Below are 14541 nucleotides of genomic sequence, written 5' to 3'. Positions count from 1 at the left end.
TGTCCATCTCCGGACAACCAAGCACCGTCTTGAGCCTGAGTTTTTAGGTTGCACGCGAGCCGGTGGGAGTGCATCCGGAATTACAACAACTTCCACATCGGAGTCCCAACTACATGACCATCACCACCACCGAGAAGTCCGGTACCCCGCAGGTCGCCATCAACGACATCGGATCTGCCGAGGACTTCCTCGCCGCCATTGACGCAACGATCAAGTACTTCAACGACGGCGATCTCGTCGAAGGTACCGTCGTCAAGGTTGACCGCGACGAGGTTCTGCTCGACATCGGTTACAAGACCGAGGGTGTCATTCCTTCCCGTGAGCTTTCCATCAAGCACGACGTCGATCCCGGGGACGTTGTCTCCGTGGGCGACCAGGTCGAAGCTCTGGTCCTCACCAAGGAAGACAAAGAAGGCCGTCTGATCCTCTCCAAGAAGCGCGCACAGTACGAGCGTGCCTGGGGCGACATCGAGAAGGTCAAGGAAGAAGACGGCGTCGTTACCGGTACCGTCATCGAGGTTGTCAAGGGTGGTCTTATCCTCGACATCGGGCTGCGCGGCTTCCTGCCGGCTTCCCTCGTGGAGATGCGTCGCGTCCGCGACCTGGCTCCGTACATCGGCCAGCAGATCGAAGCCAAGATCATCGAGCTGGACAAGAACCGCAACAACGTGGTCCTGTCCCGCCGTGCATGGCTCGAGCAGACCCAGTCCGAGGTCCGTTCCACCTTCCTCAACAAGCTGGAAAAGGGCCAGGTTCGTCCGGGCGTCGTTTCCTCCATCGTCAACTTCGGTGCATTCGTGGACCTTGGCGGCGTAGACGGCCTCGTCCACGTTTCCGAGCTGTCCTGGAAGCACATCGACCACCCCTCCGAGGTCGTTGAAGTTGGCCAGGAAGTCACCGTTGAGGTTCTGGAAGTTGACCTCGACCGCGAGCGTGTCTCCCTGTCGCTGAAGGCTACGCAGGAAGATCCGTGGCAGACCTTCGCCCGCACCCACGCCCTGGGCCAGGTTGTGCCGGGCAAGGTCACCAAGCTGGTTCCGTTCGGTGCGTTCGTTCGCGTCGAAGACGGCATCGAAGGCCTGGTCCACATCTCCGAGCTGGCTGTCCGCCACGTAGAGCTGGCAGAGCAGGTTGTCTCCGTTGGTGACGAACTGTTCGTCAAGGTCATCGACATCGACCTCGAGCGCCGCCGCATCTCCCTGTCGCTGAAGCAGGCGAACGAGGGCGTCGACCCCGAGGGCACCGAATTCGATCCTGCCCTGTACGGCATGGCCGCAGAGTACGACGAAGCCGGCAACTACAAGTACCCCGAAGGCTTCGACCCCGAGTCGAACGAATGGCTCGAGGGCTACGAGACCCAGCGCGCCGCTTGGGAGCAGCAGTACGCTGACGCCCAGGCTCGCTGGGAAGCTCACAAGAAGCAGGTTGCCCAGCACAACTCCGAGGATGTTGCCGCTGCATCGGACTCCGCTGAGTCCGCTTCCACCAGCTACTCCTCCGAGCCGGCTGCATCCGAGTCTGCTGCCGGTACCCTGGCATCCGACGAGGCCCTTGCTGCACTGCGCGAGAAGCTGACCGGCAACTAAGTTCCGTTGCTAAGGCACTAACTGCCTAAAAGGCGGGTTCCCACTTCGGTGGGGGCCCGCCTTTTGCCTTGTCAGGAGCAGGTTTCACTGCTTGGTAGGCTGGGTCCGCCGTCAATCAAACAAAACAGCTCCGGGGGAAACAAAGATGCAGGGCAACAAGCCGCCTTACGCCAGCCGCGATGAACTTGAAAGCCAGATCCGCCAGCGGGCGCAGGCGTCCGCCCGGCACCTGCCTCCCAGCCAGGCGGCCAACCTCATCAACGGGGCTGCGGAGGAAGAGCAGGAAGCTGAATCCTGGGAAGAGCTCAAGGCAGCCGATGCACTGGAAGAGGGCCTTCGCGAAACCTTCCCGGACTACTTTGCGGCAGCAGCAGCTGTGGCAGGCGCGGAGGCAGAAGCCGATCGGGAACGGTTCCGCGTATGGCGCGGGGAGCAGCGGCGGCTGGCCCGCGAGGCGGACGGTTTTGCGGCAGCCAATGCGGGCCGCATCAGGGCCGCTGGTGGAATTCTGCTGGCCGCGGCAGTCCTGTCGAAGCCTTTCGGACTCATCTCGGCCGAGGTCTTCTACGTGGCGGCAGTAATGGCCGTTGCCGCCATCGTGCTCGGCACCCAACTGCTCAAGAAACGCCGCAGCCCATTGTGGAAGGGTGTTTTCACTGATCCCAAGTTCGCGGCGGCTTCCGTCTGGCACTGTGCGTCCAATGCGGGCGCAGCCGCGCTGATCCGGTCCCGGGAGCCCGAAGCAGCACAGTGGGAAGACGCCCTGCAGATTCTTGAGTCGCGCTGGGACCGGCGGAACCGCCGCAGTACGCTCTGGGCGGAGGAGGACTACAGCGGCATCCGGTACACCACCGTCTAACCGGGTAAGGCGCGGGCGGTAAGAGTTAGGCGGATTCCCGCACCACAAGGGAAGTGGGCAGCCGGCAGACCCGTTCAGCGGCGCGTCCCTCGATCAGCTCCACCAGCATCCGGGCCATCTTCTCGCCCAGCTCGGCGATGGGATGGTGGATAGTGGTGAGCGCGGGGGAGACCCTGGTGGCGAACTGGTCATCGTCAAAACCGACAACCGCGATGTCTTCCGGAATTCGCAGCCCGTGCTCGCGGATCACGGCATGGGCGCCCGCGGCCATCTGGTCGTTGGCGGCGAAGACTCCGTCCATGGGCTTGCCCCGGGCCAGCAGCCGCTGCATTGCGGCAGCTCCTGAGGCAACAGTGAAGTCCCCGTACTCTACGAGGGCGTCGCTGAGACCGGCTCGGTGCAGGCCGCCCCGCCAGCCCGCGAGGCGGTCCACGCCGGGCGGCATGTCCTGCGGGCCGGCGATCGTGGCAATGTTCTTTCGTCCGGTCTCGATGAGCCGCTGTACAGCGGCCAGCGCTCCTTCTTCGTTGTCCACCTCGACGTAATAGCTGTCCGCGGCGTTGAGCAGCGGGCGGCCAGCGAAAACAATCGGCAGCGCGTCACTGAGATGCTCCCAGGAATGGTCGCCGCTGTGGTGCGAGACGACCAGTACGCCGTCCACGTTCCCGCCCATCAGATAGCGCTGGGTCTTTCCCGGATTGGCTTCTGACGAGGTGACCATGTTCAGCATGTAGTCGGTGGAGTTCAGGTACTTCGCGACCCCCTCAACCACCGTGGCGAAGAAGGGGTCCGCGAAGACCTTGGAGGTCGACTCGGGGACCAGCAGGGTAATTGTGTAGGTACGCCGGCTGGCAAGGGTCCGGGCCGCCCGGTTCGGAACATAGTTCAGTGTCCGGACGGCCTGCTCCACACTGTGGACTAGGTCCGGTGCCACCGACGTGGATCCGTTCACGACCCGCGACACAGTGGCGCGGGAGACTCCGGCCAGGGCGGCCACCATTTCCAAGGTGGGAGCCGGCCGCACCTGACCCGTCTCAGTACCCAATGGGGTCTCCATTTCCTGGTGTCCTTTGCCGATTGCCGAGTCCAGCTTTCAATCCTAGTTACCTTTACCCCACGCCGGCCGTTGCTGCGGGGCCGCCAACAGCCCCTGCACCTGCAGCCTGCCGGGCTTCGGCAGCGAACCTGCTGTAGGCCAGCCCGCTGTCCTTGATGATCCGTTCCTGGGTCTGGTAGTCCACGTGGATGATGCCGAACCGCTTGTCGTATCCCCAGGACCATTCGAAGTTGTCCAGCAGTGACCAGACAAAGTATCCCCGTACGTCGGCGCCTTCAGCGATGGCCTCGCCGACGGCCTGGACGTGGTCAAGGATGTACTTGGTGCGCTCGACGTCCGGTACGGTTCCTTCACTGGTGACGGCGTCGTCGTATGCCGCCCCATTTTCAGTGATGTAGAGCGGCGGCAGGTTCAGGTATTCCTGACCGAGGCGCACCAGAAGCCTGCGGAGACCGTCCGGGTTGACTTCCCAGTTCATCGCCGTGCGCGGCAGTCCACGGGTGGGGAAGGTGATGTGTTCAGCCCCGATCCAGGGCGAAGCCTTGGGCGTCGAGGTTCCGCCTCCGTGCCCGTCTTCGCCCGAAGTGTCAGGGTGGCCGCTGATCTGGTCATCGTGGTAGTGGTTCACGCCGAGGAAATCGATGGGCGCCGCGATCAGCTCCATGTCGCCGGGCAGGATTACGTCGTGCAGTCCGTACGGCTCCAGGTCCCGCAGCGAGTCCTCCGGATAGGCGCCGCGGAGGATCGGGTCCAGGAAGATCCGGTTCTGCAGTGAGTCGAACAACCGTGCGGCCTCGAGGTCTACGGGATCGGACGGGTCCTTGGGGATCGAGTTGCTGAGGTTGAGCGTGATCCCAATGTGTTCGGCGCCCAGGTTCCGCAGTTCGGTGACGGCCATGCCGTGTGCCAGGTGCTGATGGTGCACAGCGGCGATGGCGGCCCGGGGTTCCTGCCTGCCCGGGGCATGGACCCCGGACCCGTAGCCGAGCAGCGAGGAGCAGAAGGGCTCGTTGAAGGTGGTCCAGTGCCGGACACGGTCGCCCAGCGCGGCGTAGACATCCTGTGCATACTCCACGTACCTGCAGGCGGTATCCCGGTTGGTCCACCCGCCCTTCTCCTCAAGGCCCTGCGGGAGGTCCCAGTGGTAGAGCGTCAGCCAGGGAAGAATCCCTGCTTCCAGGAGCTCATCCACCAGCCGGGAGTAGAAGTCGAGGCCCTTCGGATTCACGGACCCGCCGCCCGGCCGGACCCGTGCCCAGCTGGTGGAGAACCGGTAGGAATCCAGCCCCAGTTCCTTCATCAGCACCACGTCCTGCGGCATGCGGTGGTAGTGGTCCACGGCGGTGGCGGGGGTGTCGCCATTCAGGACGTTCCCGGGAACAGCGGAGAAGGCATCCCATATGGAGTCCTCCTTGCCGTCTTCCCTGGCTGCGCCCTCAACCTGTGCGGCAGCGGTTGCCGATCCCCAGATGAAGTTGGGCGGAAACTCGCTGTGGTTCCACGTAGAGGTGTTGTTCGTCATTAGCCCTTCACTGCTCCCTGCATAATTCCGGAAATAAGTTGTTTGCCCGCTGCGACGAAGAGAACCAGCAGCGGAACGGTTGCCAGCACGGCGCCTGTGAGCACGATTGAGTAATCGACATAACGGGCCGACTGCAGCTGGCTGAGTGCCACCTGCAGGGTGGGGTTGTCTGCCAGCACGAGCATTGGCCACATAAAGTCGGTCCAGGCGGTCATGAAGGTGAACAGCCCCAGGATGGCCATGGCCGGACGGGCTGCCGGTAGTGCCACATGCCGGAAGGTTCCGAGCATGCTGGCACCGTCCATCCTGGCGGATTCGATCAGTTCATCGGGGATGACGTCCACCAGGTACTGGCGCATAAAGAAGACGCCGAAGGCGGTTACCAGTCCGGGCACGATCACCGCACCGAGCTCACCGGTCCACCCGAGTTTCTGCATCACCATGAACAGCGGGATGATGCCAAGCTGCGTGGGAATGGCCATGGTGGCGATGACCGCCACCATGAGGACCCCGCGGCCCTTGAACCTGAGCTTGGCAAATGCGTAGCCGGCCAGCGTCGAGAAGATCACCACGGAGATGGTGATGGTGCCGGAGATAATCACGCTGTTCGCAAGTGCCTGCCAGAACGGCACCGTGTTCACGACCTCCGAGACGTTGCTCCAGAACCGCCCGCCGGGAAGCAGAGGAGGCCATTCCTGGCCCAGCGCCGGATTTCCGTTGCTGCCGATCAGGACGGACCACCAAAGCGGATAGGCGGAGCAGAACAGGAAAACCAGAAGGATGCCGTAGGTCAGGAAGCCGGGACGCCGGCCGGCGCCGAAGGACCGTCCAGCGCGCCGCTTGCGCAGGGGTTTGCCGGCCCCTGACTCGGTGCCCGTACCCGGGACAGCCCGGGCTCGCTGCAGGACGCTCATGACTTGCTCCTTGAAACACGCGGCCGCTGGGAATCCCCGGTGGCGATCCGCTTGGAAATAAGGAAGTTGACCAGGCCCACCAGGACGATAATCAGGAACAGCAGCCAGGCGACGGCTGAAGCTTTGCCGAAGTTCTGTCGCTGGAAGCCCATGTCCCAGAGGAACAGCACGGTGGTTTGGAACTGGCCCTGGATGCCGCCGGCATTTACCGGGTCGAACAGCTTGGGTTCGGCAAAGATCTGCAGACCGCCGATGGTGGCCGTGATGACCACAAAGATCATGGTGGGGCGGATGCTCGGCAGCGTGATGCTGAAGAACCGCCGGAAGGCACCGGCGCCGTCGATCGCTGCCGATTCGTAAAGGTCGCGGGGGACAGCCTGCATGGCGGCCAGCAGGATCAGGGCGTTGTAGCCCGTCCACCGCCAGTTGACCATGGTGGCGATCGCGATGTGGCTGGGCAGTGTGCCGTTCTGCCACATGATCGGATCAACACCGAAGTTGCCCAGCAGGTTGTTCAGCAGCCCGTTTTCCTCGGAAAACATCTTGGAGAAGATCAGTGCCACTGCCACAGGGGTTACGACGTAGGGCAGCAGGACCGACATGCGCCAGAACGTCTTGGCCCGCAGATGCTGGTCCAGGATGGCCGCCAGGAACACGGCCACTATGAGCTGGGGAATCGCAGAAAGCAGGAAAATCGAGAAGGTGTTGAAGAGCGACCCCCAGAACCGGTCATCGCCCAGCACACTGCCGAAATTCTGCAGACCGATAAAGTCGCCCTGGCCCTTGAGCAGGTGCCAGTCGTGCAGTGAGACCCAGAAGGTATAAACCAGGGGGAACAGACCGGTAATGCCAAAGAGAATAAAGAACGGAGAGATGTACAGGTATGGGGACGCCTTCATATCCCATTTGGAGAGGCGCTGGCGGAACGTGGTCCGAGGCTTAACCGGTTGCTTCTGGACGGGCCGGTTCAGTGTGGCGGTCATGGCAGACTCCCGTGCTCCGGGCGGGGCCCCCCGAAGGAGGCCCCGCGTGCGGTGCTGTTAGTTGTTGATGACCAGGTCGTTGAGGAGCTTCAGGGCCTTTTCCCAGGCCTGGTCCGCATTCGCGGTACCTGTCTCCATGTCATCGATGGCCGGTCCGAAGACCTTCTCCTGGATAACTGAATCGTCCGGTCCCTTGAACTGTGCCTCTACGCCTTCGGCGCGCGAGGCCAGAATTGCTCCGGTAGGAGCGTTGTTGAACCACTCGTTGGGGGTGGCTTCCTCGGCAAGCTGTTCCTGGGCCTCAAGAGTGCTCGGGAAGTTGCCGGCCGCTGCGGACTGCTTGATCTGCTGTTCGGGGTCCGTCAGCCAGGCAGCGAGCTTGGCAGCTTCTTCCTTGTGGTCCGAAGTTTCCGGAACCGAGAGGAAAGCGCCGCCCCAGTTGGACGCACCCCCGGGGAACACGTCTGCGAAGTCCCAGCCGCTATCCGTGGAACCGCCTGCGGTTTCGATGCCGCCTTGGATGTTCCCCAGCATCCATCCGGGGCAAACCATGGTGGCGAAAGTGCCGTCGAGGAACGACTGACCGTTGTTCCACTTCCACTCTTCCTGGTTCGCGGACAGCCCGTCGTCAATCGAACCGGAAAGCATCTTGAAGTTGGCGATCATCGCATCGTTGCCCTCGATGTTCAGCTCGCCGTCCTTCGTGTAGTAGCCCTCTGGCATCTGGTTCACCATGGAGTTCCACACGAAGCCGGCCTGGTCGAACCAGGCTTTTCCACTCGCGTCCTTGTACTGGTTTCCGACCTCGAAGTACTTCTCCCAGGTGGCGTTCTCTCCACCCAGCAGATCTGCCACGGCCTCGCGGTCGCTCGGCAGGCCTGCTGCCTCGAAGAGATCCCCGTTGTAGCAGATTCCCTGCGGTCCAATATCGGTGCCGTAGCCAATGACGCGGCCGCTGGGGTCTGTGCCCTGCTTGTACTTCCAGTCGACCCAGTTGTCCTTGATATCCTCGGCACCGTATTCGTTCAGGTCGACGAACTTGTCCGAGACCTCCATGATGGCGCCGAGCCAGCCCTCTTCGATTGCAACTACGTCGCTGACGCCTGAGCCTGCGGCAAGTTTCGTGAAGAGATCGGTCCGTGCATTGCCGCCGGTGTCAATGTTGTTGGCCTTGATGGTGATGCCGGGGTTGGCCTCTTCGTACTCAGCGTAGAGATCGTCGTAACCGAAAGTGCCGAACGTGGTCACGGAGAGTTCAATCGGATTGTCCTCCGAAGCGGGCCCGCTGTTGTTGCTGCCGCCTCCGCCGCAGCCTGCGGCCAGCAGGGCAACTGCCGCGGCTCCTGCCACGACAGCTGCTGAATGTCGGAACTTTTTCACGGTCACTCCTTTGTGTGTGTTTTGCCGGTTGATATCCCGGGGGAGGACCGTGCCGAATGGAAACTGGGCTTGTCCTGGAACGGGACGCTATCTGTGGATCTGTTCCAAAGAGCCCGTTGCGGCCCGATAAAATTCCGAACCGCTCCAGAGAGCGCTCTCTGATCTTGCAGAGAGCCTAGATGTGACGCGGTTCACTGTCAAGAGAGCGCTCTCTCGTGTTTCCTCTGACGAAAACGTCGTAACTAGCGCCGGGAGGTCACCGTGACCGTGAACCGCGGGTTGCGGGCCACCTGTTCCGTGGGCCCCACAAGGCGGTTCAAAGCCGGCTTGTAGGCCAGATGCGAATTCCAGACCGTCCAGAGTTCGCCTCCGGGACGCAGCACCCGGGCCGCGTCGGAGAATAGCTTGAAGGCGATTCCGGTGTGCACGCTCGCACCGATATGGAAAGGCGGGTTCAGCACCACCAGGTCCTGGGACCGGTCCGGAAGCCAGCTCAGGGCATCCGCGCGTTCCACGACGGCACGGCCTGCAATACCGTTGGCTGCCAGCGTCAGCTTTGTCGAGGCTGCCGCCGCCTCGGACTGGTCAGACGCCAGCACCCTGATGCCCGGCCGGGCCAGGGCGAGGTAGGCCGCTATCGCCCCGTTGCCGCAGCCCAGGTCGACAGCTTCCCCGGCAGCGCGCGCCCGGGCCAGGAACGGCAGCAGGAAACGGGTGCCGGGGTCCAGCGATGCACCGCCAAAGGCTGCCCCGCGGGCCCGCAGCTGAAGCGGGGCGGGCAGGCCGACGTCATACGCCGCCTCCAGCGGAAAACGATCCGGCGGCAGCTTGTCCTCCGGAAGCGGACCGCTGACCGTCAGCACACGGGACTTCTGCCGGGCAAGGCTCGCCGTGACCGAGCCGAAGTAACGCCCGAGGACATCGTTCATGGCCGTGGTCATGTGCTTGATCCGGCCGCCGGCATAGATCCGGACATCCGGGGCGGCGTGGACGGCAAGGAGCCGCGCAATCTCTTCAAGGGCATCCAGCGAACGCGGCAGACGCAGCAGGACGAGCCGGGCACCGCTGGCCAGCGCCGGCTCCAGGCTGCTGTGGGAGTAGGTTCCGGTCAAGCCCAGGCGCTCCGCGTTGCGCTTAAGCGCCAGCTCACCGGAGAGCGGATCCTGCTGCACTCGAATTCCGGGGAGGGAATGCAGTGCGGCGGCTCCCAGCGTGAGGGCGCCGTAGGAATCACCGACGACGACGACGGCGCCGTCCCCTTGCCGGGCGGCGTCCGCAAGGTCCCCGGCCGCTGTATCGAGCAGGAGTCTGTCCGCAGCGTCGAATGCCTGAAGGTTCTCCGCTTCCACATCAGGGGCGCGGCTGAGCAGGTCAAAGTCGAAGGAGGCGGAGTCGGTGCTCACAGGTCAATCCATTCAGTGGCAAGGAGTTCCGCCGAGGTGTCTCCGGCGGTGAGGGAGGCGAGATGCTCCTGGAAGTTCAGGGTGCTGCCGGGGACGTCCGGCAGAGCGACGGTAATTACGGCACCGCCGGCACCGTACTCGGTGCCGCGCACGGTGTAGCCTGCGCTGCGCAGGTCATTTTCAAGCCGTCCGGCACCGGCGTGGCTGGCCGGAACCGTGTAGAGCTGCATCCGGCGCCGACGCACCAGGGGAGCGGTGGACAGTGCTGAGGAGACGGATTCGGAATATGCCCGCACCAGACCGCCGGCGCCGAGCAGTATCCCGCCGAAGTAGCGGACCGTGACGGCGGTGATGTCGCTGAGGTCAGCAGCGCCGTCGAACGTCTCCCGCTTGGTCAGTGCTTCGAGCATCGGAATCCCGGCGGTGCCGGAGGGCTCGCCGTCGTCGCTTGAACGCTGGACCTCCCGGCCCGGACCAAGGACAAAGGCACTGCAATGGTGCCGTGCGTCATGGAACTCACGGCGCAGTTCGGCGATGAGCTCGCGGGCCTCATCCTCGGTTTCGGTCCGCCGCAGCACGGTAATGAACCGCGAGCGCTTGATGTCGAGTTCGGTGCGGTGGTCCCGGGCAATGGTCGTGTAGCGTCCTGCCGCTGCCTGGATTTCACTCACCCTGCCAGTCTAGTTGGCCCGGTATGCCGCGCCCGACGGCGGACCAACGGCAAGCGCGCGTAAAACAACGCGCAGCCCGAGCCCGGGGGTAGGGTGGTGGCCATGCTGAAGGTAGGTCTCACCGGCGGAATCGCTGCCGGCAAATCACTTGTGGCACGGACCCTGGTGGACTGCGGAGCCGTGCTAATCGATGCTGATGCCCTGGCCCGGGAGGTGGTGGAACCGGGCACTGCAGGACTCGCCGCCGTCGTCGATGCTTTCGGCCCGCAGGTGCTTGCCGCTGACGGAACCCTGGACCGCCCCGCACTCGCTGCGATTGTGTTCGGGAATGAGGAGAAGCGCGCGGCGCTCAATTCGATCGTCCATCCACTGGTCCGCGCCCGGGCTGCGGAACTGGCGGCGCAGGTCCCTGAAGACGGCATCCTGGTGCAGGACATACCGCTGCTTGTGGAGACAGGGCAGGCCGGCAACTTTGATTTTGTGCTGGTAGTGGAGGCACCGGTCGAGGAGCGGCTGGCACGTATGGTCCGGGACCGGGGGATGAAGCCCGAAGATGCCCGGGCACGGATCGACGCGCAGGCGACGGCAGAGGACCGCGCCGCTGTGGCCCACGCTGTGCTCGAAAACACGGGTACGCCCGAAGAGCTGGTCGAAGCGGTGCAGGAGTTGTGGCGTTCCCGGCTCGTACCGCTGAACCACGAGCGGCGGCGGGCCGCCGGCGGATAGGGACAGCCGTTATGCCGTCAGCAATACGGACAGCACCTGACCGCGTCGCGGAGTAGCGTTGAACCATGAGTCTTGCGCAGGACATCAAACGAGTCGTAGCCCCCTTTGAAGTAGTCAGCGAGTACTCCCCGGCGGGCGACCAGCCCACTGCCATCAAGGAGCTTGCCGAGCGTATCCAGGCCGGTGAGAAGGACGTTGTCCTGATGGGCGCCACCGGTACCGGTAAGAGCGCCACCACGGCCTGGCTGGTGGAGCAGGTGCAGCGCCCAACGCTGGTGATGGTGCAGAACAAGACGCTGGCTGCCCAGCTCGCCAACGAGTTCCGTGAACTGCTGCCGAACAACGCGGTGGAGTACTTCGTTTCGTATTACGACTACTACCAGCCCGAAGCCTACGTTCCGCAGACGGACACCTTCATCGAGAAGGACTCCTCCATCAACGAGGAGGTGGAGCGGCTGCGGCACTCGGCCACGAACGCCCTGCTGACCCGCCGGGACGTCATCGTCGTCGCCACCGTGTCCTGCATCTACGGCCTGGGCACCCCTGAGGAGTACATCCAGGGCATGGTCACACTGCGCCGCGGCATGGAGATGAACCGGGACGACCTCCTGCGCAAGTTCGTTTCCATGCAGTACGTCCGCAATGACATGGACTTCCACCGCGGCACCTTCCGGGTACGCGGGGACACCGTGGAAATTATCCCGATGTACGAGGAACAGGCCATCCGGATCGAGTTCTTCGGCGATGAGATCGAGAGTATCCAGACCCTGCACCCGCTCACGGGCGACCTGATCCGCGACGAACAGGAAATGTACGTCTTCCCGGCATCGCACTATGTCGCCGGTCCGGAGCGGATGAACCGTGCCATCAAGGGCATCGAGGACGAACTGCGCGAGCGGCTGGCCGAGCTGGAGGGCCAGAACAAGCTGCTGGAAGCGCAGCGGCTGCGCATGCGCACCACCTATGACCTGGAAATGATGCAGCAGATGGGCTTCTGCAACGGCATCGAGAACTACTCGCGCTGGATCGACGGCCGCGGACCGGGCACTGCACCGCACTGCCTCCTGGACTACTTCCCGGACGACTTCCTGCTGGTGGTGGATGAGTCCCACGTGACGATCCCGCAGATCGGCGCCATGTACGAAGGTGACATGTCCCGCAAGCGGACCCTCGTTGAGCACGGTTTCCGGCTCCCGTCGGCCATGGACAACCGTCCGCTGAAATGGGATGAGTTCCTCGAGCGGATCGGGCAGACGGTCTACCTCTCCGCTACCCCGGGCAAGTACGAACTCGGCAAGGCAGACGGCGTGGTGGAGCAGATCATCCGGCCCACCGGCCTGGTGGATCCTGAAGTGGTGGTCAAGCCCAGCAAGGGCCAGATTGACGACCTGCTGGCGGAGATCCGCACCCGCACCGAAAAGGATGAGCGGGTGCTGGTCACCACGCTGACCAAGCGGATGGCCGAAGACCTCACGGGCTACCTGCTGGAGAACGGAGTGAAGGTCGAGTACCTGCACTCCGACGTCGACACCCTCCGCCGTGTGGAACTGCTCCGCGAACTGCGGCTGGGCACCTTCGACGTGCTGGTGGGCATCAACCTGCTGCGTGAGGGCCTTGACCTGCCGGAGGTCTCCCTCGTTTCGATTCTCGACGCCGACAAGGAAGGCTTCCTGCGCAGCTCCACCTCGCTGATCCAGACCATCGGACGTGCCGCACGTAACGTGTCCGGGCAGGTTCACATGTACGCGGACCGGATCACGGATTCGATGGCCCATGCCATTGACGAGACCAACCGCCGCCGCGCAATCCAGGTGGCCTACAACAAGGAACGCGGGGTCGACCCGCAGCCGCTGCGCAAGCGGATCGCGGACATCACCGATTCACTGGCCCGGGAAGACGCCGATACCAAGGCCCTGCTTGAGGAAGCGGCGAAGAAGAAGACGAAGGGCAAGGGGAAGGGCGCCAAGACCATCCGGAAGGACGGACTTGCCGCTGCTCCCGCAGAGGACCTGACCGGGCTGATCGAGTCGATGACGGAACAGATGCATGCTGCGGCAGCCGAGCTCCAGTTCGAACTGGCTGCCCGGCTGCGCGACGAGGTCGGCGACCTGAAAAAGGAACTGCGCCAAATGCAGAACGCGGGGCACGCTTAAGCGGACCCTGGGGTAGACTGCTTGGCGGCGGTGGGGCAGTTCCGTAGCGGATACGGGAACTCCCCGCCTTTTTCCGTGCTCTGAAAGGTCTGTTCCCCATGCCCGCATTACCCCTCGCTTTCGAGGTCGGTACGTTCATTGTCCTGGGGCTTGTACTGCTCTTCGACCTGCTCCTGGTCGTCAAAAGGCCGCACGAGCCGTCCATGAAGGAGGCCGGCCTGTGGGTTGGTTTCTACGTTGGGCTGGCGCTGCTGTTCGCCGTGATGATGTTCATCTTCACCGGTCCGGAATACGGCAGCCAGTTCGTGGCCGGCTGGGTAACTGAATACAGCCTCAGCATCGACAACCTGTTCGTCTTTATCATCATCATGGCCCGCTTCTCGGTACCCCGTAAGTACCAGCAGGAAGTGCTGATGTTCGGCATCATCATCGCCCTGATTCTGCGCGGCATCTTCATTATTGTGGGCGCTGCAGTGATCGAGAACTTCTCCTGGGTCTTCTTCCTCTTCGGTGCGTTCCTGCTCTGGACCGCCTGGAAGCAGGCGACGGACAACGGCGAAGACGAGGAAGGCGGCAGCGACAACAAGCTGGTTCGCAAACTCACCGGCTTCCTGCCGATGACTGAGAACTTCGACGGCGGCAAGATCCGTACCGTGGTGGACGGCAAGAAGGTGTTCACCCCGATGATCATCGTGTTCATCACCATCGGCGTCACCGACCTGATGTTCGCCGTGGACTCCATTCCCGCGATCTTCGGCCTGACGCAGAGTGCGTTTATTGTCTTCACTGCCAACATCTTCGCCCTGATGGGGCTGCGCCAGTTGTACTTCCTGCTTGGCGGGCTGATGGACCGGCTCATATACCTCAAGCACGGCCTCTCGGTCATCCTCGCTTTCATTGGCGTGAAGCTGATCCTGCACGCGCTGCACGTGAACGAACTGCCGTTCATCAACGGCGGTGAGTCCGTTGCCTGGGCACCGGAGATCCCGACCTTCGTTTCCCTGGCCGTGATCCTGGGTACGATCGTGATTGCCACTGTCGCCAGCCTGCTGAGCCCCAAGGCCAAGGCAGTGCAGGCCGTAGCTTCCCTTGAATCCGCGCTGAAGGTTTACCGAAGCCTGGGTGAGGACGCTCCGCATGCCGAGCGCGCCCAGGCCTACGACGACGTCACCAAGACCTACCGTGCCGCCGAGAAGGCTGCGGAGACCCGGTCCGACGTCGACCTGCCCGAGATCAGTGATGAGGCCCGCGCGAGGTTCCTCGCCTCCGATCCGCGCAGGCCCGGCA

11 protein-coding genes and 1 pseudogene are annotated in these 14541 nt (G+C 63.3%); 5 read left to right on the top strand and 7 right to left on the bottom strand.

The annotated features are described in order from the left end of the window. Positions 1-113 precede the first annotated feature (113 nt). Entirely contained in the window at positions 114-1586 is a 1473-nt protein-coding gene (rpsA, locus tag NGB94_RS10410) for a 30S ribosomal protein S1 (RefSeq protein ID WP_325790557.1), read from the top strand. Positions 1587-1731: 145 nt separating this feature from the next. Then, a complete protein-coding gene (locus NGB94_RS10405; protein ID WP_325790556.1) occupies positions 1732-2445 on the top strand; it encodes a hypothetical protein in 714 nt (237 codons plus the stop codon). 25 nt (positions 2446-2470) lie between these two features. Here NGB94_RS10405 and NGB94_RS10400 read toward each other — a convergent pair whose 3' ends face one another. The 7 genes from NGB94_RS10400 to NGB94_RS10370 all read right to left on the bottom strand — a co-directional run bounded on the left by NGB94_RS10400 (position 2471) and on the right by NGB94_RS10370 (position 10375). Continuing rightward, complete coding sequence (locus NGB94_RS10400) at positions 2471-3490, bottom strand: LacI family DNA-binding transcriptional regulator (protein ID WP_418910641.1); 1020 nt, start codon at positions 3488-3490, stop codon at positions 2471-2473. A gap of 64 nt (positions 3491-3554) precedes the next feature. Continuing rightward, the gene (locus tag NGB94_RS10395; protein WP_325790555.1) at positions 3555-5024 is read right to left on the bottom strand and encodes a GH1 family beta-glucosidase; all 1470 of its coding nucleotides are present in this window, start codon (positions 5022-5024) and stop codon (positions 3555-3557) included. Then, the gene (locus NGB94_RS10390) at positions 5024-5938 is read right to left on the bottom strand and encodes a carbohydrate ABC transporter permease (RefSeq protein ID WP_325790554.1); all 915 of its coding nucleotides are present in this window, start codon (positions 5936-5938) and stop codon (positions 5024-5026) included. Before NGB94_RS10390 ends, NGB94_RS10395 begins: the two co-directional genes overlap by 1 nt. After that, positions 5935-6921 carry a sugar ABC transporter permease gene (locus NGB94_RS10385; protein WP_325790553.1) on the bottom strand — a complete coding sequence of 329 codons (987 nt, stop codon included), beginning with the start codon at positions 6919-6921 and terminating at the stop codon, positions 5935-5937. Before NGB94_RS10385 ends, NGB94_RS10390 begins: the two co-directional genes overlap by 4 nt. Before the next feature lie 57 nt (positions 6922-6978). After that, positions 6979-8301, bottom strand: coding sequence for an ABC transporter substrate-binding protein (locus NGB94_RS10380; protein WP_325790552.1), 1323 nt, complete (start codon positions 8299-8301; stop codon positions 6979-6981). A 242-nt stretch (positions 8302-8543) separates the two neighbouring features. After that, positions 8544-9704, bottom strand: a complete 1161-nt coding sequence (locus NGB94_RS10375; protein WP_325790551.1) for a class I SAM-dependent methyltransferase — start codon at positions 9702-9704, stop codon at positions 8544-8546. Beyond that, the gene (locus tag NGB94_RS10370) at positions 9701-10375 is read right to left on the bottom strand and encodes a YigZ family protein (RefSeq protein ID WP_325790550.1); all 675 of its coding nucleotides are present in this window, start codon (positions 10373-10375) and stop codon (positions 9701-9703) included. Before NGB94_RS10370 ends, NGB94_RS10375 begins: the two co-directional genes overlap by 4 nt. Positions 10376-10477: 102 nt before the next feature. Between NGB94_RS10370 and coaE the strand changes: the two genes are divergently transcribed. The 3 genes and pseudogenes from coaE to NGB94_RS10355 form a co-directional block, all read left to right on the top strand. Then, the gene (gene coaE, locus NGB94_RS10365; RefSeq protein WP_325790549.1) at positions 10478-11101 is read left to right on the top strand and encodes a dephospho-CoA kinase; all 624 of its coding nucleotides are present in this window, start codon (positions 10478-10480) and stop codon (positions 11099-11101) included. A 65-nt stretch (positions 11102-11166) separates the two neighbouring features. Further along, complete coding sequence (gene uvrB / locus NGB94_RS10360; RefSeq protein WP_325790548.1) at positions 11167-13254, top strand: excinuclease ABC subunit UvrB; 2088 nt, start codon at positions 11167-11169, stop codon at positions 13252-13254. Positions 13255-13352: 98 nt separating this feature from the next. Then, positions 13353-14348, top strand: a pseudogene (locus NGB94_RS10355) (TerC family protein); the annotation flags it as partial. Positions 14349-14541 lie beyond the last annotated feature (193 nt).

The sequence above is a fragment of the Arthrobacter koreensis genome (assembly GCF_035792275.1).
In the GTDB taxonomy this organism is placed as follows: domain Bacteria; phylum Actinomycetota; class Actinomycetes; order Actinomycetales; family Micrococcaceae; genus Arthrobacter_B; species Arthrobacter_B koreensis_A.
The sequence above is the reverse complement of the archived record's forward strand: the minus strand, read 5'-3'. Positions and strand labels throughout refer to the sequence as shown.